Below are 24,562 nucleotides of genomic sequence, written 5' to 3'. Positions count from 1 at the left end.
TCTCCAAATCTCTTTCTGACCGTTTTCCTATGTATATCGGCGCATATTTTATCGACAACCCCATCGCATTAGCGCCGATGGCCGGCATTACCGACAAACCGTTCCGCAGGCTTTGCAGGGATTTCGGGGCAGGTTGGGCGGTAGGCGAAATGCTGACTAGTGACCCGACGCTCAGACACACACGCAAAACCCTGCGCCGTAGTGATTTCAGTGGAGAAAACGGCGTTATCGCCGTGCAGATTGCCGGCAGCGATCCGTTACAAATGGCGGATGCGGCACGTTACAATGTCGAACAAGGAGCGCAGGTAATCGATATCAATATGGGTTGTCCGGCAAAGAAGGTGTGTAACGTGCTGGCTGGCAGTGCTTTGCTGCAAAACGAGCCGTTGGTGGCCGATATCCTGAATGCGGTGGTCGGTGCCGTCAATGTGCCGGTAACGCTGAAAACCCGTTTAGGTTGGCACGACGAACATAAAAATGTTTTAACTGTCGCCCGAATCGCCGAAGATGCCGGCATCGCCGCACTTGCTGTACACGGGCGCACACGTACGCAGATGTATAAGGGCGAAGCCAGTTATGATTTGATTGCCGAAGTGAAAGGCCGTCTGAACATACCTTTATGGGTAAACGGCGACATTGCTAGCCCGCAGAAAGCCGAGGCTGTCTTAAAACAAACCGGAGCGGACGGCGTGATGATAGGGCGGGGCGCACAAGGCAGGCCGTGGCTGTTTCGCGATTTGAAACATTATACGGAGCACGGCAGTTTACCCGCACCGTTAAGTGTGGCGGAATGCAGTGAAACCGTGCTGCAGCATCTTCGGGCCATGCACGATTTTTACGGCGAAACCGCAGGTGTGCGCATCGCCCGCAAGCATATCGGGTGGTATATAGACGAAATGCCCGATGGAGAAGCAGCCCGCCGTGAAATCAACCGTTTGGACAGTGCGGCAGAACAATACGACGCATTGGCTCTGTATCTGGAAAAGCTGCAAGAAAAAACAGACCGTTGGGTGTGCGGCTACCGTTGAGGCCGTCTGAAAACAGGTTCGGCCGAGAGTGTGGAGGCATGCAGAACGGCGGTTTTGAAACGGCTTGTTCGGAAAGAAAAAGCGGTGCCGTTGTTCGGGCATAATAAAAAGCAAAAATAAAAATAAACCAAGGAGAAACATCATGGATTTTTGGCAGGGCTTTTGGGTGATTACCGGCATCCATCTGCTGGCGGTGGCTTCGCCCGGGCCTGATTTTGTCTTGGTGTCGCAGCAATCGCTATGCCGCAACCGTTCTGCGGGCATTCTTACCAGTTTGGGCATTGCGCTGGGATTCGGCGTACATATGGTTTACTCGGTGTTGGGATTGACTGCGGTTGTCACCCATTCGGAAAATCTATTGCTGGCGGTAAAAATCATCGGCGGATCCTACCTGATTTACATCGGCATCAAAGGCTTGCACGTGCAAGCGCAAACCGCTACGGAAATCAGGCGGGAAGCGTTGGCAACCGAGCCGGCATTTAAAACCATACGGCGCGGTTTTTTATGTAACGTGCTGAATCCGAAAGCCGTCGTATTTATGCTTTCATTGTTTACCGTTGTGCTTTCCCCCGATATGCCTGCATGGCAACTTGCTGTTTACGGCGCATGGATGGCGGTTATCCTGTTTTTATGGTTTGCCGCTGTTTCCTGCATGCTCTCCATGCCCGCAGTTAACCGCCGTTTCCGGCGTGTCGGGCATTGGATAGACCGACTATGCGGCGGCCTGCTGGTGTTGTTAGGTGTAAAAGTGATTACCGGCCGTTGATGAAGTTTTTTCAGACGGCCTGTGTATTTGAGAGGCCGTCTGAAAAGCCTGTTTGCAATAATCAATAATAAAGAAGCTGTTATGAAAAACAATATTCCTGATATTGCTCATTGCATCGAGCAAAATTTGAAGCAGTATTTTAGAGATTTAAACGGAGAAGTGCCTTGTGCAGTTTACGACATGGTGTTGCACCAAGTGGAAAAACCACTGTTGGAATGCGTGATGTCGGAATGCGGCGGCAACCAGTCGAAGGCAGCGGTTATGCTGGGGTTGAACCGTAATACTTTACGGAAAAAGCTGTTGCAGCACGGGTTAATCGAATAATGTTCGATAGGCAGGAGGGTTTTTACCAAGAAACCGGCCTGCTTTTAATTTTTTATATTGCCTAGTCAAAAGGAAATGGAAACATGGCAGCAGTAAAAAGAGCGTTGATCAGTTTGTCTGACAAAACAGGTGTTGTTGAATTTGCCCAAGCTTTAACTAAGCTGGGTGTTGAAATTCTGTCTACCGGCGGTACTGCCAAAATGCTGGCCGATGCCGGTGTGCCGGCTATCGAAGTGGCCGACTATACTGGTTTCCCCGAAATGCTCGACGGCCGCGTGAAAACACTGCATCCGAAAATCCACGGCGGTATTCTGGGCCGCCGCGATTTAGACGAACACGTTACCAAAATGAAAGAACACGGTATCGATACCATCGACTTGGTATGCGTGAATCTTTATCCTTTTGCTGCCACCATAGCCAAACCGGGCTGCACCTTGGAAGATGCGATTGAAAACATCGATATCGGCGGCCCCACCATGGTGCGTTCTGCTGCTAAAAACTGGAAACATGTCGCCATCGTTACCGATAACGGCGACTTCGAAAAAGTGGTTGAAGAGCTGCAAAGCAACGGCGGAATATTGAGCGACAAAACCCGTTTCAACCTTTCTTGCAAAGCATTCAGCCACACCGCCCAATACGACGGCATGATTTCCAACTACTTAACCAGCGTGTCGGATGAAAAACTGTCCGGTGAGCCTGAAGTAAACGAGTTTCCGAACCAAATCAACCAAAGCTGGGTTAAAGTGCAGGAAATGCGCTATGGTGAAAACCCGCATCAGCAGGCCGCGTTTTACCGCGACCTTTATCCCGCTGCGGGCAGCCTTTCCGCATACAGCCAATTGCAGGGAAAAGAATTGTCATACAACAACATCGCCGACGCAGATGCCGCTTGGGAGGCCGTAAAAGCATTCGACCAACCCGCCTGCGTGATTGTGAAACACGCCAATCCGTGCGGAGTGGCCGTGGCAAATGATACGCTGACCGCTTACAAATTAGCGTTTGCCACTGATACTACCAGCGCATTCGGCGGCATTATCGCGTTTAATCGGGAAGTGGATGCCGATACGGTGGAAGCCGTTACCGGCCAGTTCCTCGAAGTGTTGATGGCACCTAAATTTACTGATAAAGCGAAAGAAATCATCGCAGCCAAGAAAAACGTGCGGGTGTTGGAAGTGCCTCTTTTGGTCGGAGCCAATCGCTTCGAGTTGAAACGTGTCGGCGGAGGGCTTCTGGTGCAAACACCCGATATCCACCGCATCAAGCGCGAGGATTTAAAAGTGGTATCGAAGCGCCAGCCTACCGAGCAGGAATGGCAAGATTTGATGTTTGTGTGGAATGTGGCCAAATTCGTCAAATCCAACGCCATCGTATTCGGCAAAGGCGGTCAAACCTATGGCATCGGAGCGGGCCAGATGAGTCGTGTCGATTCGACCCGTATTGCCGCGCGTAAAGCCCGAGACGGCGGTTTTGATCTAAACGGTGCCTGTGCCGCATCTGATGCCTTTTTCCCCTTCCGTGACGGTATCGATGTCATTGCGGAGCAAGGTATCAAAGCCATTATTCATCCGGGCGGTTCAATGCGTGATGAAGAGGTTTTTGCCGCTGCAGATGAGCATGATATTGCAATGGTATTGACCGGAATCCGCCACTTCCGTCATTGATGTTCAGAAACACCAAAGGCCGTCTGAAAACCATTTTCAGACGGCCTTTGGTAAAGATTGCGTATGCCGATAAGCCGAATCATTTTATAAAGCATACAGAGCCTTACGTATCGATTCAATTGATTAATAAATACTTCGCTTACACATCGGACTTGTTCTGTATATTATCATTCGGAATCTTGCCGTTCTATGTTTTAGAGAAACAACATTTTTATATATTGTTATCGTAAAAGCGTAACCGTTTTAAAAACGAACTTGAACAGAAACTGCTTTTTATGGTATAAATCGCGTTTTACTATTTTAGAAGTTTGGAGACTAACCATGGCACGAGTTTGCAAAGTGACCGGTAAACGCCCGATGTCTGGCAATAACGTATCACATGCCAACAACAAAACCAAACGTCGTTTTTTGCCTAACTTGCAATCACGTCGTTTTTGGGTAGAGAGTGAAAACCGCTGGGTTCGCCTGCGCGTATCAAGTGCTGCGTTGCGTACTATCGACAAAGTAGGCATTGATGCCGTTTTGGCTGATTTGCGTGCTCGCGGCGAAGCTTAATTTAAATATTTTGATTAAGGAATACTGCAATGCGCGATAAAATCAAACTGGAATCGTCTGCCGGTACTGGTCATTTTTATACCACTACCAAAAACAAACGTACTATGCCTGGCAAACTGGAGATCAAAAAATTTGATCCGGTAGCTCGGAAACACGTTATTTACAAAGAAACCAAATTGAAATAAAGTAATTTTGTTTCTAAATAAATATGAAAAAGCCTTTGTTTATTGAGCAAAGGCTTTTTTGTTATTTTGCAATAGGCAAAAGAAGCTGAATCAATAAAATTTGTTATCAAGATTTTGTAATTCACATAGAAACATGTGTTAAGATTATGATTTTATTTGAATAGCATAAAATGTTTTGAGTTTGTAAATTTTGTTAATTATGGTTAACAATTGTATGTGTTTTACAACAAAAAAGTTTCAGTGTGCATAGCAACAAAAACTATTGATTCTAATAAGAGTATGAACTTTAGAACTTTACCCCAGTCAGATAATTTTAATGACATTGCTGAAGTCGGTAAAATTGTTTGGTATATTAGCTTCTTAATTTAAGAAGAGAAGCTTGCGGGGAACATGATTATTAAACAAAGCTATCTCTCGACCTTTCGTGTGATGTCGTAACAGGCTGCTTGGCCGGTAACGGTCTCATTTCTAAGTTTTGTAGGGGAAGATTTATGGATAACGCCCAAAAAACCTTCAATGAGCAAAAATTTTCATTTAAACGTTATCGGAATGTAATTATTTCGATTGCATTATTTCTGTTATTTGTTTCAGGCCTAATGTTTGCAGGTTATCGTATTTCAGGACAAATCCAAAGAAGCCAATTGCAAATTGATGTGGCAGGTACGTTAAGCGATACTGTCTACGATATGTTAACGATTACTCAATCATTGCAGTTATTGAGTATGGAAAAACTTATTCCTGAGACAACTGAAGTAGAAACAAATGGCGATGCAGGCGGCAATATTGAGGCTGCAAATGATCCCGAATATATTGCATTGCAGGTTGAAAAGCAAAAGCTGTTGGATGAATATCAGAAAGTTGCTAAAAACCTCTTGAATGTATTGGATAAAGGCGGTGCTTATGATGTTGTTGAAGGATTCAACAGTGTGGCTCCCCTGAAAGTAGGGGATACACGACAGTCTTTGCAAAAAGTACAGGGTATCTGGAAAGACTACAATTCTTTAATTGACGATGCGGTCAAATATTCTGTTGCTTCAAATCAAAATATGGAGTTTGCCAGAAAGGTTTCGACATTTGCGAGCGATAACCAGGATGCTCTTTATGAAGGCATTGATGAGATTATTGTCGGGCTTAATGAAGATATTACTGAAAAAGCAGCGTTGCTGCGGTGGATTCAGATTTCGGGTATCGCTTTATCGCTTCTTTATTTCTTGTTTTTTGTCGGCTTCTTTATGCGTCGCTTAGGGAAGGCGGATTTGGCTGCCGCTGTCGCTCGGCGTGAAAATACAGAAATCATGCAAACTATTAACAACGGCCTTTTTCTGTTGGATAAAGATTTAAATATTGGTTCGCAATATTCAAGTGAATTGGAGCGTTTGTGGGGCAAGCAAAATCTTGGCGGACAGAATATGTTGAGCGTATTGTCCGACATGGTGGCAAATCCGGAAGATTTGGAGACTGCGGGCAGCTTTGTCCAACAACTATATAATCCGCGTACAAAAGAACGTTTGATTGCCAGTTTGAATCCTTTAATCCATAGTCCGATGAATGTGATGAATGAATCCGGTGTAAAAGAAAAACGCTATTTGGATTTTAAATTCAACAGGGTTTATGACAACGAAGAAATTGTGCGGGTGTTGGTTAGTGTGAGTGATGTTACCAATGCGGTATTGCTTGAAGAAAAAATTACCAAGGAGCGTGAGCAAAATGATTTGCAAATGGAAATGCTTACTTTTATTTTGAAAGCAGATCCACAATTGCTGACTGACTTTATTGAAAATACCAAGAAGCGTAACAACAACATTAATGAAGTACTAAAGCAACCCGTAAAAGCACAGGCCGAATTTTTCACCAAACTGCGGACAATTTTCAGAGAGGTGCATGGCTTAAAAGGCGATGCAAGTTCATTAAATTTACATGGATTCGTATCGATTGCAGAAAATTTGGAAACCAGTTTGAAAGAGTTGCAAAATAAGAAAATGCTTAATGGTGAGGATTTCCTAACTTTAACTGTTTCTCTGGAAGAGTTGTTTAGCCTGACACAAACTATTGAAGATTTGAATAAGCGGATTAATCATATTTCCGGTCAAGAAGGAAATACAGGCAGAGTCGGCAGATCAATAGCTGCAAGCCGCCAAGCAGCCAATCCGGAGCCAGCTAAGAGCCAATTGACGAAATATGCAGAGGAGTTGTCTCAGCGTTGTGGCAAGCGTGTCGATTTTAGCTGTTTGGGTATGGATAATATGAGCATTAATATGACTATTAAAACCCAGTTGCGTGAGTTGGCCGTGCAATTACTTCGTAATGCGGTAGTGCATGGTATTGAGAATCCTGAAATACGTTTGAATAAACATAAATTGTCTACCGGACATGTTCGGATGGAGATGAAAGAGGAAGGTGATTCTATCAGGCTGATTGTCGAAGATGACGGTGCCGGTATCAATACCGAACTTATCCGCAGCAAGTTAGTTGAACGGGGTATGTATTCGAAAGACGAAGCGGCTAAGCTGGATACCAGAAGTCTGATTCAAAAAATATTTATACATGGTTTCTCCACTATGGAAGGAAGCAATCAAGACGCAGGACGCGGGGTAGGAATGGATATTATCAGTGATCGTATTAAGCAAATGAAGGGGAGAATTGCTTTGGCAACCCGTGCAGATGCATATACACGGGTTACATTAACAGTGCCTAAACGAATATAAGATTTAAAACTAAATTTTTTGAGGAAAAATAATGCTCACAGTTATGGTTGTAGATGATTCCAACGTTATCCGTAAACGTATTACCCGCGGTTCGGAGAGTATGGAATTTGAAGTAGTTGCAACGGCGGCCAACGGTAAAGATGCTGTACAGCTATACGATATATTGCGTCCCAACTTGGTAACCATGGATCTGACAATGCCGGAAATGGACGGGCTCGCTTGTATCCAAAATATTATGGACATTGATGAAAATGCCAATATTTTAGTGATTTCCGCACTTGCGGATAAAGCTACGGGTATTAAGGCTTTGGAATACGGCGCGCGAGGGTTTCTTTATAAACCTTTTACCGACGATGACTTATTTGAGGCATTAAAGGAAATGTCAGAAGGATTGTAAGATGAAAGAAACACAATTACAGGTGTTTTTAGAAGGTGTGCAAAAGTATTTTAATCAAGTTGCCGGTGAAGAAATTTTTATTGGTACGCCTTATCTTGTTGAAAATACTATGCCGGCGGCTCAACATTATTCAGGAGTAATTACTATCTCAGGCCGTAATAAAGGGGTTGTTTATTTTACTTCTCCGGAAAACATGGTAGGGCGTTTGCTTGAGCTGATGGGGGAAAGCGATATTTCTGAAGAAAACGTTATGGATTTGGTAGGTGAGGTTGCCAATACGATTGCGGGAAATGCACGCAGTGAATTTGGCGAGAAATTTGAAATTTCCGTGCCTATCGTTATTCGTGGTGCTCCTGATGAGATTATGCTTCCTCGTCATGGCAGATCATTTGTTATTCCTCTGGAGTGGAAAAAACACCAAGCGGCTATTGTTGTAGCTTTGTATCGAAATACCCCTGGCAAGTGTTGATTTAAAAGGGGTGTATGAATCGGCCCTAAGGGTTGCATCTGAACAAACAAAATTTTAACTGTGTTTCAGATACAATACTTAGAGCCGATTTTTTACTTTTTGCTCTATATTTAGAGTGAATATTTCATGTTGTTTTACTTTGCTTCGGCTTAAGGAGAAAATTTTGTAGACTGTCGTAAAGGCAGCAACAAAATCCAGCCAATACTGTTTGTAGCTTGCCTATTTGTATGGTTTTAATTTTCACAGTTATATCAAACTTTTCAGAAGCATTTTTTCAGGCGGCAGCTATGCGGCATGCAGCACGAAAATAGTCGGGCGTTTTTTCAAATTCGGTAAGCTTGATAATTTTTGCCAATTGTTGACGGTTTTGCTGATAATGGTTTGTGAGGGTAAGGTTAAATCACAGGCAATGCAAAGGCGTGTGGTCGGATTAAGCGTAGCGACGGCATCGTTCAGTAAGGCATCATTGCGGTAAGGGGTTTCGATGAACAAATGGGTTTCGTTATGTTGGCGGGAACGATGCTCCAATGCTTTTAATGTATTGATACGTTCGATTTTTTCGGCAGGCAGATAGCCTTTAAAGGTGAAATTTTGTCCGTTTGCCCCTGAAGCCATCAGTGCCAAGAGCAAGCTGGAAGGGCCTACCAGCGGACGCACTTCAAAACCGTTGGCATGCGCCAATGCTACTAAATCCGCTCCCGGATCTGCAACAGCAGGGCAGCCTGCTTCGCTAACCAAGCCCATATTGCGCCCCTCTTGCAAAGGTTTCAATAGTTCGGGTAGGGTGCTGGGGTTGGTATGCTCGTTGAGAGTTTGCAAGTTCAGTTCGCGGATAGGCGTAGTAACGCCCAAGTGCTTTAAATGAGCCCGAGCGGTTTTTTCGGCTTCAACAACAAAGTCTGTCAAACCGGTAATTTGGGTTTGCTCGTGAGGCAGCAGGCAGGGGGTGTCCAAAGAGCCGAGCGGAGTAGGGATTAAGTAGAGAATCGGGTTCATTGTTGTTTCCGGTTAATGGAATAAAGTTTTCGGACGGCCATACTTTCGTGTAAATGCCTTTGCAGCATATTGTTGTGCTTCGTACCGTATGCATTGAATTGAATACACATTCGGTACTTTGCACGGATTTTCAGCCTGAGGGTTTATAAAATTTCCACGCCTTCTGCTTTCAGAAAATCAATCAGTTTGAAAATGGGCAGACCAATGAGTGCATTCGGGTCGATGCTGTCAATCCGTTCGAGCAAAGCTGCACCTAATCCTTCGCTTTTTGCTGCTCCGGCGCAATGCACGGCATCCGGTTCGCGTTTAAGATAACGGTTGATTTGTTCGGTACTTAATTCCCGCATAGTTACAACGGTTTTATCAACATGGGTATGGAGGCCGTCTGAAAATGTATTCAACAGCACGACGGCACTGTAAAACTCGATACGCTTACCGCTGAGTTCGGCCAGCATCTGTTGTGCTTTTGCGACGTTCAACGGTTTGCCTAATTGCTTGCCGCCGCACCATGCTACTTGATCTGCACCGATGATTAAGGCTTGCGGAAATGCCGCTGCCAGAGAGCGGGCTTTGCCGGCGGCAAGACGCAGGGCGGTGGCTTCTGGAGATTCGCCGTTTTGAGGGGTTTCGTCGAAATCAGGAGAGGCCGTCTGAAAAGATAAGCCCAAACGCTGTAACTGCTGTTGGCGGAATATCGAGCTTGAGCCTAAAATAAGCCGCAGTTTTGTATTCATGTGTGTAAAAACATTGACGTTAAACCGCTGAAATTATATCATACCCCGTTTATGTCAGACCCTAATTTGATTGACCCCGCAGCTTTCGCAGCAGAGAAGCAGAGTTTGCAAGGCAAATTTTTGCTGAGCCAGTTGGACGAACGCGTTTGGTCGCACGAATATTTTGCCGACAAGCAAGCCGAAGTATCGTTTACGCTGCAAGGCGGGCGAGACCGCTGGCAGCGTTTGTTTTTAGACTTGAATGTTAAAGGTGTTTTACCGCTGTTTTGCCAGCGTTGTATCAACCCGATGCCGTTTGAGTTGGATGAAACAAGCCGTATTGTTTTGTTTGCTGACGAAGCAAGCCTCGATGAAGCCATGCTTTCCGATGAAGAACTCGAAGGCATGCTGATTGAAAAAGAGCTGAACGTGCGAGAGTTGGTGGAAGACCAAATCCTGATGGCACTGCCGTTTTCTCCACGTCATGAGAATTGCGCTAATGCCGTGCTGGATGAAGCAAATCAGGACAAACCCAATCCGTTTGCCGTTTTGGCAGGGCTGAAAAGCAGCCGCTAACCGGTTTTACAGTTTTATATATTTTTAGGAGCTTGAAATGGCCGTTCAACAAAATAAAAAATCTCCCTCTAAACGCGGTATGCACCGTTCACACGATGCCCTGACTGCGCCTGCGTTGTCTGTAGACAGTACAACCGGTGAAGTACATCGCCCGCACCACATTTCTCCCAACGGTATGTACCGTGGCCGTAAAGTGGTAAAAGCCAAAGGCGAATAAATTTCCACTTGACCGATGAAAGATGAAAGCCAGAAGATTGCCTTTAAAATTGCAACTGCTGGCTTTTTTGCATTAATCGACCGTCGGTTGTATGAAGATGCCGTCTGAAATGCAGCCGGGCGGTTTGCCGGTATCCGAACATGAAAAAGAAAATCTGGTACACCTACGACGATATTCACCGTGTGATTAAAACCCTTGCCGAAAAAATCCAAGCATCAGGTGTGAAATATGATGCCATGATTGCTATCGGTGGAGGTGGTTTCATTCCTGCGCGCATATTGCGCGGTTTCCTCGGTATTCCAATCTATGCTGTTACCACAGCTTATTATGATAGTGAATTCCAGGGTAAAGTTACTGACAATGTTAAAAAAATCCAATGGCTTGATCCGATTCCGGAAACTCTGAACGGTAAAAATATATTGGTGGTAGATGAGGTGGATGACAGCCGCGTTACCCTCGAATATTGCCTGAACGAATTTGCCAAAGAAAATTTCGGCACGGTTGGGATTGCTGTTTTACATGAAAAAATCAAAGAGAAAACAGGTAAATTGCCGGAAGGCATGCCGTATTTCAGCGGTGTTACCGTGCAAGACTGGTGGATTAACTATCCGTGGGATGCGGAAGATATTGATGAACACAACCGTTTGGCGGTAGAAAGCCGTGATTGACGGCTCGTTTGCCTATTGTCTTTGGCAGACCTGCTAAACAGAAATAATATGGAAGAGGCCGTCTGAAACCCATCCGACAAAAAGCAAAACCCGGCATTGTATTCGGTTTGAAAAACAGACGGCGTATTGAAGCATTACATGTAACCGCGCGGCGGCATTGTCGCGCGGTTGCAGCCGGTTCCTTTATGAGCCGGTTTTCAGACGGCCTTTAAATTTGGAAGAGGCCGTCTGAAACCGTTATACGGAGAATTACTCATGATTACTTTGGCCGTAGATGCCATGGGGGGCGATGCCGGTTTGAGCGTAACCGTGCCCGGTGCCGTTTCTTTTCTCAAACAGCGCACGGATGCCCGATTGATTATGGTGGGGGACGATGCTTTGGTGCGTGAAGCATTGACGGCTGCTAATGCGCCGATGGAGCGAATCGATATTTGTCATGCCTCTCAAGTTGTGGCGATGGACGAACCGCCGCAGTTGGCGCTGAAAAACAAAAAAGATTCATCAATGCGCGTTGCCATCAACCAAGTGAAAGAAGGTAATGCGCAAGCAGCAGTATCGGCTGGCAACACCGGTGCATTAATGGCAACCGCACGTTTCGTGTTGAAAACCATTCCGGGCATCGAACGCCCTGCCATTGCCAAATTTCTGCCGTCGGCCGATAACCACATGACGCTGATGCTGGATTTGGGTGCCAATGTCGATTGTTCGGCAGACCAGTTGATGCAATTCGCCGTTATCGGCAGCGAATTGTTCCAAGCCCTGTATCCGGAAAAAGGCAGGCCGCGTATCGGTTTGCTGAATGTCGGCACTGAAGAGATTAAAGGCACGGAAACGATCAAGCAGGCGTTTGAATTGCTGCAAAGCAGCAGCCTCAATTTCGTGGGCAACGTGGAAGGCAATGCTGTTTTCAGCGGTGAAGTGGATGTGGTTGTGGCAGACGGTTTTGTCGGTAACGTTGTTTTGAAAACCATCGAAGGTGCCGTTAAGTTTTTGGGTGGCGCAATCAAACACGAATTCAAGGCCAGCTTGTTTACCAAAGCTGCCGCATTGGTGGCTTTTCCTGCTTTGAAAGGATTTAAAAACAAATTCGATCCGCGCCGCTTCAACGGAGCTATTTTTCTGGGATTGCGCGGCGTTGTGGTAAAAAGCCACGGCGGTACGGACGCGACGGGTTTTGCTTACGCGCTGGAAGAGGCTTACCATGAAGCCCGTGCCGACAGTTTGGATAAAATCGAACAGGGTGTTGCTTCGCAGTTGGCGTTACTGGCTGAAAAAAGGTTGGAAAGCGAGCAGGCGGTAATGGCTGACAATATCGAATAGTTTCTCTTAAAAGGCTTGCTAAGAAGCAGCAGGCTTTTGGTAAGAAACTGAATTTAAGGGCAGAGGCCGTCTGAAAAGTTTTCAGACGGCCTCTTGAGTATAAGGGGGTATTGATGCACAAGGGTTTAGCGTTTGCTTCGGGCTTGTAGCGCCAAATACATCATGGCGACATTAATTGAATCGTTTAACGCATCATGGCGCGGCAAATCGGGAATGCCGAGCTTTCTAATCATCGGAGCCATCCGCAAGTCGACATAGCTGTCGTAGAACTTCTTGTCGATTTCCTGCCGGTAATAGATGCTGGACACTTCAATCTGACGGTTTGGCAATTTAACACCTAGCAGGGGTTTCATGAATTTATTAACCATTGCCACATCGTATTCCAAAAAATAGCCGACTACCGGCCTGCCGCCGATGAAATGGAGAAAACGCCGCAGGGCCTCTTCAACAGGAATGCCGTCGCTCAAATCTTTCGGCCGTAGGCCGTGGATGGTTACGTTGGCGGCTTCCATCATGCCTTCGGGTTTTACCAGTGCATAAAAAGAATCGCTAGTCAGCACCCGATTGCCGCGGATTTTAACGGCACCGATGGAAATGATTTCGGCTTCTTTCACATCCAAACTGGTGGTCTCGCAATCGAAGCTGACCAATTCGTCGGGGTGTTCTTCATACAGAAAACCATATTGCGGGTCGGTCAGCTTTTTACGTTCCCGTGCAAGCAGAAAGTGTTCGATAAATTTCATTTCCGCCTCCTAGGTATTCAGATGGAAATGATGGCGGATAACGTTTTTGAAACGTTTTACCACTTGCAAAGCCTCTTTGAGCAAGTCGCGTTCTAAGGTCGACAGGCTGTGCACGTTTACCTGATTCGGTTCTTTAACCTGCCCGTTATGCAGTGAGAGCAGGCCGGCTTTCAAGCGGAGTTCCATTAAATAACGTTGGGTTTCGGCGATGTCTTTGCCGAGCTGTTCGTCTAATACTTTGAGTTGAACTAGTTTCTGGATGCGCTCGAAAGTATTGGTTTCGTCAAGCCTTGCTTCCAAACTTAACGCACGTACGCCGTGCACCACGGGGAAGAGGCCCATTTTTTTGATGTCCATTTTTTCGGTGGTTTCACGGCGCAGCAGTTGCGAGAAAAAACCTTGTCCGTGGCTGTCGAACTGTTCTACCGCACGTGCGAAGGCCATCAGCATACCTGCATCGTTATTTAACCGTTTATGTAGGTGCGCCCTGACTTCATTGAGCAGCGAAGCATCGCCGGCGACTGCTTTGGCATCGACAAAGATGGCCAGATTCATCATGTTTGCGGGGTTGGGCAAGGCGCACCAGCTTGCAACCGTTTTTTTGAATTCGGGCAGTGTTTTGCGCCATTCGGGGTTGTTGGCCATGATGCGGCCTTTGCATGGCGGGTAGCCTAAAAGTTCCAATGTGGCGGAAAATGCTTCGGCGGCTTGGGCAGCCGCTTCGGTATCTATGCCTTCGCGCATAATCAGGGCGTTGTCTTGGTCGGTTTTCAGCACTTGCTCTCCGCGTCCTTCCGAACCCATGGCCACTAAGCATGATTGCCCGTAAATTTCAGGTGGGGCAATCATGCTCCATGCTTTTTCAAACAGGCTGCTGTTCAATACCTGCATCAGTTGTGCCAGCTGCGGTGCGCGTACGCCGTTTTTGCGTAATGCTTGAATCGAATCGTTCATCTGTGCGGCGATGGCCACCAATTCATCTATGCTTTGGGCACGCTCCAGCCGCTGTGCAACGAGATGGCTGTGGTTGGATACGTAGGCGAGAATGTCGATCTGTTCCAATGCGCCGATAACTTCGCCGTTGTCTTCCACGATAACGCGTTGGATATGAAACTGGGTCATGCGTAATAAGGCGTTGAATATAAAGTCGTCGCTGTCTATTGAGATTAAGTCGAATGTGGCCCATTTATGCGCGGGATCGTCGCTTGGTGTACCGGCGATTACGATGTTGCGGAATACCGATTCGGTGAGCAGGCCGATACGCCCTTCATGGCGCACCAGCAACGATTTGGTTTTACTGTCGTGCATGGTTTGCGCTGCTTCGAGAATGGTGGCGGAGCCGTCAAGCCAAGCAGTATTGTGGCGGTAGGCATCACGCACTTTGGCGGTGAAGAGGCTGGCGAACTCGTCTTCGTTTGTATTGCCGGAAAGGCTGGCGAATTTTTCCGCCACCGAAGCATAAAAATAAGCGCCGAATTGGGCGTTGGATTCCATAATTTCGGTAACGGCAGCTTTGGGAATTGTGTACACCAATGCTTGCTCCGCCACCACAAACTGGTTTTGGCTTGTACCTTCTACTAAGGCACGGGCTTCGAAAGTATCATGCGGGTGGTAGAGTGCGACCACCTCACCGTCGCTGCCGATTTCTTTAACCAATCCTTTAATCACAACGTAAAGATGTTCGATCGGCTGTTGCGGGCGAATGATAGTTTCGTCGTCGTCGAAAAAAGCGATATCGACCGATTGTTGCAGCAGTTGGCGTTGGTTGAGGTTGAGGCTGTCATAAGGTGCGTAGCCGAAATCGAACCTATCCATATCTCTCTCCTTTGTTATTTGTTTTTTATAAAGAATTATATTTTTCGTTCAATTATGCCACGTTTGCCGGATAAAGAGCAGGCCGTCTGAAAAACGATTTTTCAGACGGCCTGTTTGGTGCTTGAGTTGAGAAAGGGAATTAACGGTTAACGCTTGATTTCAGATGGCCGTAACCTTCGGCATCCATTTTATCCAGCGGGATGAAACGCAGGCTGGCACCATTGATGCAGTAACGCAAACCGCCTTTGTCTTTCGGGCCGTCGGGGAACACGTGGCCTAAGTGTGAATCGGCAGCACGGCTGCGTACTTCGATGCGGTGCATGTTGTAGCTTAAGTCATCGTGCTCGGTAACGGCGGCCTGTTCGATCGGACGGGTAAAGCTAGGCCAGCCGCAGTGGGAGTTGTATTTGTCGGCGGAGCTGAACAGAGGTTCGCCGCTAACGACATCCACATAGATACCCGGGTCGAACAGATGGTCGTATTCGTGGCTGAAGGCATATTCGGTGCCGCTTTTTTGGGTAACGCGGTATTGCTCGTCGGTCAATATACGTCTCAGCTCGGCATCGCTCGGTTTACGGTAAGTGGCGGCATTAAAACCTTTTTTGGTTTGCGGTGCGCTTTTACCGGGCAGCGGCTCGTCGGCTTTGCGGATATCGATATGGCAGTAGCCGTTGGGGTTTTTAATCAGGTAATCCTGATGATATTCTTCTGCTTCGTAGAAATGTTTCAACGGCAGGTTTTCCACAACCAGCGGTAGGCTGTATTTGGTTTGCTCTTTTTTTAAGGCGGCCTCTACCACTGCTTTTTCGGCAGGGTTAGTATAGTAAACACCGGTGCGGTACTGTGTGCCGCGGTCGTTGCCTTGTTTGTTGAGGCTGGTGGGGTCGATTACGCGGAAATAGTATTGCAGGATATCGTCGAGGCTGAGTTTGTCGGCATCGTAGGTAACTTTTACGGTTTCGGCATGGCCGGTATCGCGGTAAACCACGTCTTCATAAGAAGGGTGGTCGGTTTTGCCGTTGGCGTATCCGGATACTGCATCGACTACGCCGGGTACACGTTGGAAGTAGGCTTCCAAGCCCCAAAAGCAGCCTCCGGCCAGGTAAATGGTTTTGGTATTGATCACGGCAGATTCCTTTTTCTTATCGCTCGGTTTGTAGAATTGGGTTTGCAGACGGCCTATGTCGGCATCTGGGTTTTCTATCAAGGCCAAAGCCTGTGCTTCATTAATACTGCCTTTAACGATGCGGGCGACTTCGCCTTTTTTATTGAGTACGGCCCATGACGGATAAACGCTGATGTTCAGGCTCTTGGCAATTGTGCCGCCGTCATCTGTAATCACCGGCAGTTTGGGGTAGTTCAGGCCGGCATACCATTGCTGGAATTCCCCCGGTTTTTTCTCGCCAAGAAAGCCGGGAGAGGCCACGGTAATCAGATTGGCCGTCTGAAAACGGCTGTCTGTTATCCATGACTCGGTATGCCCTAGCTCAGATAGGCACAGCGGGCACCAGCTCGCCCAAAATTTAATTAATGTAGGTTTGTCTTTTTTCAGATAGTTTCCGGCGGGTTTACCGTGGGTGTCGTGCAGCTTTTGCAATACTTGCGGCACGGGCGCAGCGGCAGCGGATTGTGTTTGCGGCAGTAGTGTGGCCGTAGCGGCGGCCAGTGCTGCAACAATGGTAAACACTTTCCAGCCGGAGCGTTTGGGGGAATTCATGATGTTCTCCTGTCTATGGGAATTCTATCTATCTACAGAAGACGGTTTGTGCGGTAAATCCTTACATTAAGGCTTGTAAAGTAGATGGTTAACATTTTTTAGGAAAAGTTGGCAGTATGGAAAACGCTTTCGGACGGTTTTGCCGAAAAGGATGAAAATTAAGGCCGTCTGAAATACTGTTTCTCAGACGGCCTCTCAAGTATAAAAGTTCTTTTTATCAAATCCGGCATACGCGGCATTGCGGGTTTTTCTCAAAAGGGAAACGTTGCCATTCGTTATTCAGGGCATCGTAAACCAAAAGTTCGCCGTGTGCCTCGCGGCCGGTGCCGATAAGGATTTTCAAGGCTTCGGCAGCTTGTGTGGTGCCGATGATACCGACCAGAGGCGAAAATACGCCGAACACCGAGCATGCTCCGTCGTTGGCATGGTTGCCGTCGAACAGGCAGGCATAACAGGGCGCATCGGGCAGGTCGGGGCGGTAAACGGCAATCTGGCCTTCAAAACGTACGGCGGCTCCGGAAACCAACGGAGTGTGTGTGGCAACGGAAGCTCGGTTGACGGCCAGCCTCGTGGCAAAATTGTCGCAACAGTCGAGCACGATGTCGGCTTCCCGCATCAATTCGGTTAAACGGGCTTCGGTTAAGCGTTCGTTTAAAGCAGTGATGCGGACGCGGTTGTTAAGGACGTTCAGACGGCCTTTCATCACTTCGGCTTTGCTTTTGCCGATGTCGCCCTCCGTGAAGGTGATTTGGCGTTGCAGGTTGGTGTCGTCTATGGTGTCGTTGTCGGCAATGGTCAAATTGCCTACTCCCGCCGCAGCCAGATAGGGCAGGGCGGCCGCGCCCAATCCGCCGCAACCGACAATCAACGCACGGGCATCAAGCAGCTTTTGCTGGCCTTCTATGCCGATTTCGTCGAGCAGAATGTGTCGGCTGTAACGCAGGAGGTCGCGGTCGTCCATGAGGGAGTTTCGATTTTGGTTTTAGTAGATGAGGTTTTCGAGGCTGTTGTCGAAAACAAACGGGCCGCTCTTGCCGCCGGTTTTTTCTTCAAGGTGGATTTGGGTAATCACCATGGCTTTATCGACTGCTTTGAGCATGTCGTAGATGGTAAGCAGGGCGATGTTGACACCGGTAAGGGCTTCCATTTCCACACCGGTTTTGCCTTCGGTGCTGGCGGTTACGGTAGCTTTGATGCGTGCCAGATCGGTATCGATTTCAAAGTCTACGCGAACGTGGGTAAGTGCAATCGGATGGCACAGTGGAATCAGAAAGCCGGTTTGTTTGGTGGCCTGGATGGCGGCAATGCGGGCAATGCCGAGCACATCGCCTTTTTTTGTGGAACCTTCGACAATCAGTTTTATGGTGTCGTGGCTCATATTGATGTAGCCGCTGGCACGGGCGATGCGTTGGGTGGGCATTTTGGCTGCAATGTCTACCATGTGGGCTTCGTTGCTTTCGTTGAAATGGGTTAGGTCGGTCATGATGTTTCCTGAATGTGTTTTGATTGAAAGGCCGTCTGAAAATACCGGCGGCAAATTGGATGATATTTTAAGGCATTTTCGGCCTGCCGCCTACGGAGTCGGCAATTTATGGAGTATTTTTTATGCAGAAACAAACGCTTTTTCAGACGGCTTCCAATGTTTTTTCAGATTTAAATCAAATTACAAAAAACTACATTGCTGACAATTCTAGTGTGATTGAATACCCTGTTATAGAATAATTTCGTTCGGCCTTACTATTTTATTAAGAAAGAAACAGATATGCAGCTTCACATCCTCAATAATCCGAAAGATGCGGCACTGGCCGCCGATGCAGCGTTTCTGAAACAGGCGTTGTTCAAATTGTTGCAAAATGAAACGACCGATGCGGTGTTAAACACGGTAAAAGCATTGTCCGACGCGGAAGACAGCAGTGCGGTCATCGAAAAAATATTGCCGCAATTGGACGAAAAGCAAACTCAAAACCTGATTATTGCCTGCGGCATGTTCGCCCAGATTTTGAATATTGCCGAGGATGTGCACCACGAACGCCGCCGTTTAGCACATGAAAGTGCAGGGACGAGTGCGGCAGAAGGCAGTTTGGTGGAAACGGTACGCAAGCTGCGCAAACATCAAATTGATGCCGAAACCCTGCAAAAACAATTGGATCAAACGCATATCGCCGCGGTATTGACCGCGCATCCTACCGAAGTGCAACGTCAGGCTACTTTGAACTTTCACCGCCGCATCCGTATGCTGCTGCCGCAACGCGAGTTCTGCCGCAGCGCGGAAGCTTTGGAAGAGCTGCAACGTGAAATCGACACGTCGCTTTTGGCTTTGTGGCAAACCAGCGAAACCCGCCATTTCAAAATCACGGTAAAAGATGAAATCAACAACGGCGTGTCAATTTTTCCGCTGAGTTTTTTCTACGCGCTGCCCAAACTCTACCGCTCGATGGAAAAAACCTTTCAAACCGTGTGGTCCGATATCCGCATTCCCGATCTGCTGCAAATCGGCGGCTGGATAGGCGGCGACCGCGACGGCAATCCGTTTGTTTCCGCCGACACCTTGCGCCATGCGTTTACCCGTCATGCCGATACCGTATTCCACTATTACCGCCGCCAGTTGGGCGAGCTGTATCAGGACCTGCCGCTGTCGGTGCGCAGGGTGCGGGTGAATGAGGGCGTAACGGCATTGTCCGCCCAATCCCCCGATACCGCCATCGCCCACGAAGAAGAGCCGTACCGCCGCGCCATCGCCTACATCATGGCGCGCTTAATCGGCAAAGCGCATAAACTCGGCCTGACTTTGGGGTGCCGTTTCGGCACGCTGGAGCCGTATCCCGATGCCGAAAGTTTTATTGCCGATTTGAAAACATTGCAACAATCTTTGAGCGACAACGGCAGCGAGTTGCTGGCCGGAGCGCGCTTGGCCGACGTTATCCGCACCGCTTCGGTGTTCGGTTTCTTCATGATGCCGCTCGATTTGCGCCAACATGGCGGCAAACACGCCGAAGTGGTGGCCGAATTGTTCCGGCATGCCGGATTGGAAGATTACGAGGCTTTGCCGGAGCAGGAAAAACAAGCCGTTTTATTGCGCGAACTGCAAAACCAACGCCCGCTTTACAATCCCTACACCGTATACAGCGAACACACGCGGCACGAGCTGGCGATTTTCCACGAAGCGCGCAAAATCAAAGACGAGTTCGGCGAAAAAGCCATCAACCAAAGCATTATCTCCAATGCCGAAGCCCCCAGCGATTTGCTGGTGCTGGCCTTGCTGCTGAAAGAGAGCGGTTTGCTGGTGTTGGAAAACGGCAAACCTGTGAGCCGCATCAATATCGTGCCGCTGTTCGAAACCATAGAAGCGCTCGAAAACGCCTGTGCCGTGATGGAAACCATGTTCAACCTGTCGTGGTATCGCGATTTGCTTGTCGGCCGCGACAATATTCAGGAAATCATGCTCGGCTATTCCGACAGCAATAAAGACGGCGGCTATGTGAGCAGTTCGTGGGAGCTGTATCAGGCGGAACAAGGCTTAGTGGTGCTTTTCGCCCGCTACGGCATCAGAATGAGGCTGTTTCACGGGCGCGGCGGTAGTGTCGGACGAGGCGGCGGCCCTTCTTACCAAGCAGTGCTGGCGCAGCCGCAGGGCAGCGTAGCGGGGCAGATACGCATTACCGAGCAGGGCGAAGTGATCAGTGCCAAATACGCCGACTTCAACAACGCCCACCGCAACCTCGAAACACTGGTTGCCGCTACGCTCGAAGCCAGCTTGCTGCCAAACCAAAAAGACCCCGACGGCAACCTGATGCAGGCATTGTCCGACAGCGCATTCAAGCATTACCGCGCCTTGATTACCTGCGACGGCTTCATCGACTATTTCCTGCAAACCAGCCCGATCCGCGAAATCGCCACCCTCAACCTCGGCAGCCGACCCGCCAGCCGTAAAACACTGGCGCGCATTCAAGACCTGCGTGCGATTCCGTGGGTATTCTCATGGACGCAAAACCGCTTGATGCTGCCCGCGTGGTACGGCTTCGGCAGCGCGGTGGAAGAGTTGTGCCGGCAAGATGCAGGCCGTCTGAAAGACATGCAGCAGCACGCACAAGACAACCCCTTCTTCCAAGCCATGTTGTCGAATATGGAGCAAGTGATGGCGAAAACCGACTTGACGTTGGCGGAAAACTACGCCGGTTTGAGCGAGTCGCCGCAACGCGCCGCCGAAATTTTCGGCATGATTAAAGAAGAATACCTCAGAAGCCGCAAAGCCCTGTTGGATATTCTGCAAACCGGCGAACTGCTCAGCGACAACCGCAGTTTGGCCCGCTCGCTGGCCTTGCGGATGCCGTATCTGAATGCCCTCAACGGCTTGCAGGTAGCCCTGCTCAAACAGCTGCGCAAAGACCCCGAAAACCCCTATCTGCTGCAAATGGTGCATCTCACTATCAACGGAGTCGCACAGGGTTTGCGCAATACCGGCTGATGCGGAAACATTCGACAGAGGTCGTCTGAAAACAGGAATACGGTTGGTTTTCAGACGGCCTCTGCAATCAAAAAATGCTATCATACATGCCCGAACCCGTAAGATTAAAAGGAAACCGCCATGCCCCTGCTCGACAGTTTCAAAGTTGACCACACCCGTATGCACGCTCCCGCCGTGCGTATTGCCAAAACCATGCAAACGCCGAAAGGCGACAACATTACCGTTTACGATCTGCGCTTTTGCGTGCCGAATCAGGAAATCTTGTCCGAAAAAGGCATTCACACGCTGGAGCACCTTTTCGCCGGCTTTATGCGCGAACATCTGAACGGAGTAGATGTGGAAATCATCGACATTTCCCCGATGGGCTGCCGCACCGGTTTCTACATGAGCCTGATCGGAACCCCCGACGAGCAAAAAGTTGCCGACGCATGGCTGGCTTCGATGCGGGATGTGTTGAACGTAAAAGACCAGAATCAGATTCCCGAACTGAACGAATACCAATGCGGCACTTACCAAATGCACTCGCTGATTGAAGCGCAAGGCATCGCCCAAAACGTGCTGGACCGCAAAATCAGCGTAAACAAAAACGAAGATTTGACGCTGGACGAAAGTTTGTTAAAAGAGTAAGAAGCTGTTTGAATGGTGAAGAGGCCGTCTGAAAACACTTTTCAGACGGCCTCTTTCACAACTAGCCTATGCTTAAGCTTTCAGCACGGCTTTTACGGTGTTTACCACATTATCAACGGTAAAGCCGAATTCTTTGAACAGCAGTTCCGCCGGAGCCGATTCGCCGAAGCGGTCAAGGCCGACTACGGCACCGTTCAGACCGACGTATTTGTACCAGCCGTCGGTAACGCCTGCTTCAACGGCGATACGCGGCAGGTTTTGCGGCAACACGCTGTTGCGGTAGGCGGCATCTTGCCGGTCGAATACGTTGGTGGAAGGCATGGAAACGACGTTTACGGCAATGCCTTGTTCGGCCAATGCTTCTTGCGCGTTCAAAGCCAACTCGACTTCGGAACCGGTGGCGATTACCACGGCTTGGGCTTGGCCGTTTTCGGCTTCGCTAATGATATAGCCGCCGCGTTTAATGCTGTCCAACTGGGCTTGGCTGCGCGGGATGAACGGCAGGTTTTGGCGGCTGAAAATCAGGCAGCTCGGATGGTCGGCGGCTTTGGCGGCTTCTGCCCATGCCACCAACGATTCGGCGGTGTCGCACGGCCGCCATACGGCCATGTTGGGAATCAGGCGCAGGGTGGCGGTTTGCTCGACAGGCTGGTGGGTGGGGCCGTCTTCGCCGAGGCCGATTGAGTCGTGGGTAAACACGAAAATCGGGTTGATTTTCATCAGCGAAGCCATGCGCAGAGCGTTGCGGGCGTATTCGCTGAACATCAGGAAGGTTGCGCCGAAAGGTTTCACGCCGCCGTGCAGGGCCATGCCGTTCATAATGGCGGCCATGCCGAATTCGCGCACGCCGTAGTGGATATAGTTGCCGCCGTTTTCGCCGGTTACGGCTTTGCTTGCCGACCAATCGGTAAGGTTCGACGGGGTAAGGTCGGCAGAGCCGCCTACAAATTCGGGCAAGACTTTGGCGAGGATTTCAATGCTGTTTTGGCTGGCCTTGCGGGTGGCGATTTTTTCGGCTTTGTCGCACACTTCTTTTAAGGCCGTCTGAACATAGGCATCGAAGTTTTCAGGCAGTTTGTTATCCATGCGGCGCACGAACTCGGCGGCTTCGGCGGGGAATTTTTCTTGATAACGGGCGAATTTTTCGTTCCATTCGGCTTCGAGTTTCGCGCCTTTTTCTTTGGTGCTCCACGCGGCGTAAACGTCTTGCGGGATTTCAAACGGACCGTGGTTCCAGCCCAAATGTTTGCGGGTGGCTTCGATTTCTTCGTCTCCCAACGGCGCACCGTGGGTTTTGTGGCTGCCTTCTTTGGTGGCCGCGCCTTTGCCGATTAAGGTTTTGCAGCAGATGATGGAAGGTTTGCCGGTTTCGGCTTTCGCCGCTTCGATGGCCGTCTGAATGGCGGCGGTGTCGTGGCCGTTTACGTTCGGCACCACATGCCAGCCGTAGCTTTCAAAGCGTTGCGGAATGTTTTCGGTAAACCAGCCGTCCACTTTGCCGTCGATGGAGATATTGTTGTCGTCGTAGAGCACGATCAGTTTGCCCAAGCCCAAAGTGCCGGCCAGCGAGCAGGCTTCGTGCGACACGCCTTCCATCAGGCAGCCGTCGCCCAAGAATACATAGGTGTGGTGGTCGACGATATCGAGGCCGTCTTTATTGAATTCGGCGGCAAGGATTTTTTCGGCCAACGCCATGCCCACTGCGTTGGCAATGCCTTGTCCCAACGGGCCGGTGGTGGTTTCCACGCCGTCGGTGTAGCCGTATTCGGGGTGGCCGGGGGTTTTGCTGTGCAGTTGGCGGAAGTTTTTCAGGTCTTCAATGGATACGTTGTAGCCGGTAAGGTGCAGCAGGCTGTAAAGAATCATCGATGCGTGGCCGTTGGAAAGGACGAAACGGTCGCGGTTGTAGAATTTGGGGTTGGCGGGGTTGTGGTTTAAAAATTTCGTCCACAGCACTTCGGCCATTTCAGCCATGCCCATCGGCGCACCGGGGTGGCCGGAATTGGCTTTTTGAACTGCGTCGGCGGAAAGAAAACGGATGGCATTTGCCAGTTGAGAAGCCATTTGGATACCTTTGTTGGTTAGGAGTGGAAACAGTTTTGATTATCGCTTGATTCGACCGTGGTTTCAAGGCAGTTTCAGACGGCCTCTTGCATGGATTGAGGCCGTCTGAAAAGAAAAAAGCCGTTTGAAACGGCTTGGGTTCGAACGGGCTGCGGCCGGTGTTTCCGCAAAGGTTTCAAAGAGCTTTCATTGTCGGATATCCGGGATTTAATCAGAGAGGCCGTCTGAAATTGTTTTCAGACGGCCTCTTACTAAGACGGATTGCCGCGGCGGGTTTAGAAATCCTGCCCCGAAAACCATAAAGCTCCCAAAGTAAGCACGGATATGCAGCTAATCAGGATAATGATATTTAAAAAGAACATAGACATAACGACCTCCGTATGATGGTAAATGCCGTTTGCTGCGAAATAACCGTTAAATACGGCGGTAATGTTGCATCGGCTGCAAATTACTTGGTCTGAGTGTTTGCCCGTATCGTTTTTCGATTATCCGTTTGAAACGGCTTATTGTTTATTATGGGAATATTGCAACTACATCATATCAATAAAGTC

At 48.8% G+C, this 24,562-nt stretch carries 23 protein-coding genes; 15 read left to right on the top strand and 8 right to left on the bottom strand.

Annotated features, from left to right (window positions below):
- The first annotated feature begins 29 nt into the window (after nt 1–29).
- The 9 genes from dusB to EL216_RS04905 all read left to right on the top strand — a co-directional run bounded on the left by dusB (nt 30) and on the right by EL216_RS04905 (nt 8,090).
- Nucleotides 30–1,028: a tRNA dihydrouridine synthase DusB gene (dusB, locus tag EL216_RS04945; protein ID WP_085389312.1), complete on the top strand. Its 999-nt coding sequence runs from the start codon at nt 30–32 to the stop codon at nt 1,026–1,028.
- A 142-nt stretch (nt 1,029–1,170) separates the two neighbouring features.
- Nucleotides 1,171–1,794 (top strand): LysE family translocator, encoded by a 624-nt coding sequence (locus EL216_RS04940; protein WP_085389313.1) that lies wholly within the window; start codon nt 1,171–1,173, stop codon nt 1,792–1,794.
- An 81-nt stretch (nt 1,795–1,875) separates the two neighbouring features.
- Complete coding sequence (locus EL216_RS04935) at nt 1,876–2,118, top strand: Fis family transcriptional regulator (protein ID WP_085389582.1); 243 nt, start codon at nt 1,876–1,878, stop codon at nt 2,116–2,118.
- An 83-nt stretch (nt 2,119–2,201) separates the two neighbouring features.
- On the top strand, nt 2,202–3,779 hold the full coding sequence (gene purH / locus EL216_RS04930; protein WP_085389314.1) for a bifunctional phosphoribosylaminoimidazolecarboxamide formyltransferase/IMP cyclohydrolase: 1,578 nt from the start codon (nt 2,202–2,204) through the stop codon (nt 3,777–3,779).
- A gap of 321 nt (nt 3,780–4,100) precedes the next feature.
- Nucleotides 4,101–4,334: a 50S ribosomal protein L28 gene (rpmB, locus tag EL216_RS04925; RefSeq protein ID WP_085389316.1), complete on the top strand. Its 234-nt coding sequence runs from the start codon at nt 4,101–4,103 to the stop codon at nt 4,332–4,334.
- Between the two features lie 29 nt (nt 4,335–4,363).
- Nucleotides 4,364–4,519 (top strand): 50S ribosomal protein L33, encoded by a 156-nt coding sequence (gene rpmG, locus EL216_RS04920; RefSeq protein ID WP_003684373.1) that lies wholly within the window; start codon nt 4,364–4,366, stop codon nt 4,517–4,519.
- Between the two features lie 491 nt (nt 4,520–5,010).
- Complete coding sequence (locus EL216_RS04915; protein ID WP_085389317.1) at nt 5,011–7,224, top strand: ATP-binding protein; 2,214 nt, start codon at nt 5,011–5,013, stop codon at nt 7,222–7,224.
- Between the two features lie 31 nt (nt 7,225–7,255).
- Complete coding sequence (locus EL216_RS04910; RefSeq protein WP_085389318.1) at nt 7,256–7,621, top strand: response regulator; 366 nt, start codon at nt 7,256–7,258, stop codon at nt 7,619–7,621.
- Between the two features lies 1 nt (nt 7,622).
- Nucleotides 7,623–8,090, top strand: a complete 468-nt coding sequence (locus EL216_RS04905; protein WP_085389319.1) for a chemotaxis protein CheX — start codon at nt 7,623–7,625, stop codon at nt 8,088–8,090.
- Between the two features lie 285 nt (nt 8,091–8,375).
- Here EL216_RS04905 and EL216_RS04900 read toward each other — a convergent pair whose 3' ends face one another.
- Nucleotides 8,376–9,086, bottom strand: a complete 711-nt coding sequence (locus EL216_RS04900; protein WP_085389320.1) for an SAM-dependent methyltransferase — start codon at nt 9,084–9,086, stop codon at nt 8,376–8,378.
- A 143-nt stretch (nt 9,087–9,229) separates the two neighbouring features.
- Complete coding sequence (locus EL216_RS04895) at nt 9,230–9,820, bottom strand: Maf family protein (protein WP_085389321.1); 591 nt, start codon at nt 9,818–9,820, stop codon at nt 9,230–9,232.
- A gap of 51 nt (nt 9,821–9,871) precedes the next feature.
- Between EL216_RS04895 and EL216_RS04890 the strand changes: the two genes are divergently transcribed.
- From EL216_RS04890 to plsX, 4 genes are all read left to right on the top strand, one after another.
- A complete protein-coding gene (locus tag EL216_RS04890) occupies nt 9,872–10,375 on the top strand; it encodes a YceD family protein (protein WP_085389322.1) in 504 nt (167 codons plus the stop codon).
- Between the two features lie 37 nt (nt 10,376–10,412).
- Nucleotides 10,413–10,592, top strand: coding sequence for a 50S ribosomal protein L32 (rpmF, locus tag EL216_RS04885; protein WP_002214744.1), 180 nt, complete (start codon nt 10,413–10,415; stop codon nt 10,590–10,592).
- A gap of 140 nt (nt 10,593–10,732) precedes the next feature.
- Nucleotides 10,733–11,260, top strand: coding sequence for a phosphoribosyltransferase (locus EL216_RS04880; RefSeq protein WP_085389323.1), 528 nt, complete (start codon nt 10,733–10,735; stop codon nt 11,258–11,260).
- 255 nt (nt 11,261–11,515) lie between these two features.
- A complete protein-coding gene (gene plsX / locus EL216_RS04875; RefSeq protein WP_085389324.1) occupies nt 11,516–12,580 on the top strand; it encodes a phosphate acyltransferase PlsX in 1,065 nt (354 codons plus the stop codon).
- Nucleotides 12,581–12,705: 125 nt separating this feature from the next.
- Here the strand turns inward: plsX and EL216_RS04870 are convergent, their stop codons facing one another.
- The 5 genes from EL216_RS04870 to moaC all read right to left on the bottom strand — a co-directional run bounded on the left by EL216_RS04870 (nt 12,706) and on the right by moaC (nt 18,338).
- Nucleotides 12,706–13,323 carry a 3'-5' exonuclease gene (locus EL216_RS04870; protein ID WP_085389325.1) on the bottom strand — a complete coding sequence of 206 codons (618 nt, stop codon included), beginning with the start codon at nt 13,321–13,323 and terminating at the stop codon, nt 12,706–12,708.
- Between the two features lie 9 nt (nt 13,324–13,332).
- Nucleotides 13,333–15,138 carry a DUF294 nucleotidyltransferase-like domain-containing protein gene (locus tag EL216_RS04865; RefSeq protein ID WP_085389326.1) on the bottom strand — a complete coding sequence of 602 codons (1,806 nt, stop codon included), beginning with the start codon at nt 15,136–15,138 and terminating at the stop codon, nt 13,333–13,335.
- Between the two features lie 139 nt (nt 15,139–15,277).
- Nucleotides 15,278–16,855, bottom strand: a complete 1,578-nt coding sequence (msrAB, locus tag EL216_RS04860; RefSeq protein ID WP_085389327.1) for a bifunctional peptide-methionine (S)-S-oxide reductase MsrA/peptide-methionine (R)-S-oxide reductase MsrB — start codon at nt 16,853–16,855, stop codon at nt 15,278–15,280.
- Between the two features lie 217 nt (nt 16,856–17,072).
- Nucleotides 17,073–17,816: a HesA/MoeB/ThiF family protein gene (locus tag EL216_RS04855; RefSeq protein WP_085389328.1), complete on the bottom strand. Its 744-nt coding sequence runs from the start codon at nt 17,814–17,816 to the stop codon at nt 17,073–17,075.
- 21 nt (nt 17,817–17,837) lie between these two features.
- On the bottom strand, nt 17,838–18,338 hold the full coding sequence (moaC, locus tag EL216_RS04850; protein ID WP_085389329.1) for a cyclic pyranopterin monophosphate synthase MoaC: 501 nt from the start codon (nt 18,336–18,338) through the stop codon (nt 17,838–17,840).
- 279 nt (nt 18,339–18,617) lie between these two features.
- Here moaC and ppc point away from each other — a divergent pair, with 279 nt between their 5' ends.
- A complete protein-coding gene (gene ppc, locus EL216_RS04845) occupies nt 18,618–21,320 on the top strand; it encodes a phosphoenolpyruvate carboxylase (RefSeq protein ID WP_085389331.1) in 2,703 nt (900 codons plus the stop codon).
- 120 nt (nt 21,321–21,440) lie between these two features.
- Nucleotides 21,441–21,947 carry an S-ribosylhomocysteine lyase gene (luxS, locus tag EL216_RS04840; protein ID WP_085389332.1) on the top strand — a complete coding sequence of 169 codons (507 nt, stop codon included), beginning with the start codon at nt 21,441–21,443 and terminating at the stop codon, nt 21,945–21,947.
- A 72-nt stretch (nt 21,948–22,019) separates the two neighbouring features.
- Here luxS and tkt read toward each other — a convergent pair whose 3' ends face one another.
- Nucleotides 22,020–24,011: a transketolase gene (gene tkt, locus EL216_RS04835; protein ID WP_085389333.1), complete on the bottom strand. Its 1,992-nt coding sequence runs from the start codon at nt 24,009–24,011 to the stop codon at nt 22,020–22,022.
- Nucleotides 24,012–24,562: the final 551 nt, after the last annotated feature.

The sequence above is a fragment of the Neisseria animaloris genome (assembly GCF_900637855.1).
Lineage (GTDB): Bacteria > Pseudomonadota > Gammaproteobacteria > Burkholderiales > Neisseriaceae > Neisseria > Neisseria animaloris.
The sequence above is the reverse complement of the archived record's forward strand: the minus strand, read 5'-3'. Positions and strand labels throughout refer to the sequence as shown.

Excerpts from the sequence above, each read along its gene's own strand:
- dusB (WP_085389312.1), top strand. The coding sequence starts at position 30 with ATGTATATCGGCGCATATTTTATCGACAACCCCATCGCATTAGCGCCG.
- EL216_RS04940 (WP_085389313.1), top strand. The coding sequence starts at position 1,171 with ATGGATTTTTGGCAGGGCTTTTGGGTGATTACCGGCATCCATCTGCTG.
- EL216_RS04935 (WP_085389582.1), top strand. The coding sequence starts at position 1,876 with ATGAAAAACAATATTCCTGATATTGCTCATTGCATCGAGCAAAATTTG.
- purH (WP_085389314.1), top strand. The coding sequence starts at position 2,202 with ATGGCAGCAGTAAAAAGAGCGTTGATCAGTTTGTCTGACAAAACAGGT.
- rpmB (WP_085389316.1), top strand. The coding sequence starts at position 4,101 with ATGGCACGAGTTTGCAAAGTGACCGGTAAACGCCCGATGTCTGGCAAT.
- rpmG (WP_003684373.1), top strand. The coding sequence starts at position 4,364 with ATGCGCGATAAAATCAAACTGGAATCGTCTGCCGGTACTGGTCATTTT.
- EL216_RS04915 (WP_085389317.1), top strand. The coding sequence starts at position 5,011 with ATGGATAACGCCCAAAAAACCTTCAATGAGCAAAAATTTTCATTTAAA.
- EL216_RS04910 (WP_085389318.1), top strand. The coding sequence starts at position 7,256 with ATGCTCACAGTTATGGTTGTAGATGATTCCAACGTTATCCGTAAACGT.
- EL216_RS04905 (WP_085389319.1), top strand. The coding sequence starts at position 7,623 with ATGAAAGAAACACAATTACAGGTGTTTTTAGAAGGTGTGCAAAAGTAT.
- EL216_RS04900 (WP_085389320.1), bottom strand. The coding sequence starts at position 9,086 with ATGAACCCGATTCTCTACTTAATCCCTACTCCGCTCGGCTCTTTGGAC.
- EL216_RS04895 (WP_085389321.1), bottom strand. The coding sequence starts at position 9,820 with ATGAATACAAAACTGCGGCTTATTTTAGGCTCAAGCTCGATATTCCGC.
- EL216_RS04890 (WP_085389322.1), top strand. The coding sequence starts at position 9,872 with ATGTCAGACCCTAATTTGATTGACCCCGCAGCTTTCGCAGCAGAGAAG.
- rpmF (WP_002214744.1), top strand. The coding sequence starts at position 10,413 with ATGGCCGTTCAACAAAATAAAAAATCTCCCTCTAAACGCGGTATGCAC.
- EL216_RS04880 (WP_085389323.1), top strand. The coding sequence starts at position 10,733 with ATGAAAAAGAAAATCTGGTACACCTACGACGATATTCACCGTGTGATT.
- plsX (WP_085389324.1), top strand. The coding sequence starts at position 11,516 with ATGATTACTTTGGCCGTAGATGCCATGGGGGGCGATGCCGGTTTGAGC.
- EL216_RS04870 (WP_085389325.1), bottom strand. The coding sequence starts at position 13,323 with ATGAAATTTATCGAACACTTTCTGCTTGCACGGGAACGTAAAAAGCTG.
- EL216_RS04865 (WP_085389326.1), bottom strand. The coding sequence starts at position 15,138 with ATGGATAGGTTCGATTTCGGCTACGCACCTTATGACAGCCTCAACCTC.
- msrAB (WP_085389327.1), bottom strand. The coding sequence starts at position 16,855 with ATGAATTCCCCCAAACGCTCCGGCTGGAAAGTGTTTACCATTGTTGCA.
- EL216_RS04855 (WP_085389328.1), bottom strand. The coding sequence starts at position 17,816 with ATGGACGACCGCGACCTCCTGCGTTACAGCCGACACATTCTGCTCGAC.
- moaC (WP_085389329.1), bottom strand. The coding sequence starts at position 18,338 with ATGACCGACCTAACCCATTTCAACGAAAGCAACGAAGCCCACATGGTA.
- ppc (WP_085389331.1), top strand. The coding sequence starts at position 18,618 with ATGCAGCTTCACATCCTCAATAATCCGAAAGATGCGGCACTGGCCGCC.
- luxS (WP_085389332.1), top strand. The coding sequence starts at position 21,441 with ATGCCCCTGCTCGACAGTTTCAAAGTTGACCACACCCGTATGCACGCT.
- tkt (WP_085389333.1), bottom strand. The coding sequence starts at position 24,011 with ATGGCTTCTCAACTGGCAAATGCCATCCGTTTTCTTTCCGCCGACGCA.